1 pseudogene is annotated in these 491 nt (G+C 34.8%); it reads right to left on the bottom strand.

Annotation, left to right across the window (positions count from 1 at the left end):
* Window positions 1–368: pseudogene (locus CBI42_RS11265) on the bottom strand (peptidylprolyl isomerase); the annotation flags it as partial.
* Between the last annotated feature and the right edge of the window lie 123 nt (window positions 369–491).

Below are 491 nucleotides of genomic sequence, written 5' to 3'. Positions count from 1 at the left end.
GCTTTTTCAAAATGATAATCCAAAATATAATCCTTATACACTTGGTTCATGGCATCATTTTGACTTGACAATTCTTGAGAATAGGCCGATTCAGTCATATAAGGTTGAATACGTGTATTATTTTCTCCGAGCTTTTCTTTCGTATAGTACTGCGTCAAAAATTCTTTTACAGTATCCGATGACAAAATGCTGGCTTTATCTTCTGCTTGTTTGTCCTCTACAAGTTTAGCTGCAGCCAATTCAATCTCTTTACGACTTTGTTTAGCAGTAGAATGTTGACCAGCAGTATATCCCATCATGAGAATAAAGCTAGTTGCAGCCACTGCTCCGACACTAATTAAGGCTTTAGTTTTGACTTTATTTAACATCTTAGACCTTCTTTCTATAAAAACTAGGTCAAGAATAACAAAAAGAACTTGTAAGTTTTATCACATCACAACGAAAGGTAATTCCTACATTTCAGGCGCAAAATCGTACAGTTCAGAGAAAAA

Source organism: Streptococcus sp. KR, from assembly GCF_002238115.1.
GTDB lineage: Bacteria > Bacillota > Bacilli > Lactobacillales > Streptococcaceae > Streptococcus.
The sequence above is the reverse complement of the archived record's forward strand: the minus strand, read 5'-3'. Positions and strand labels throughout refer to the sequence as shown.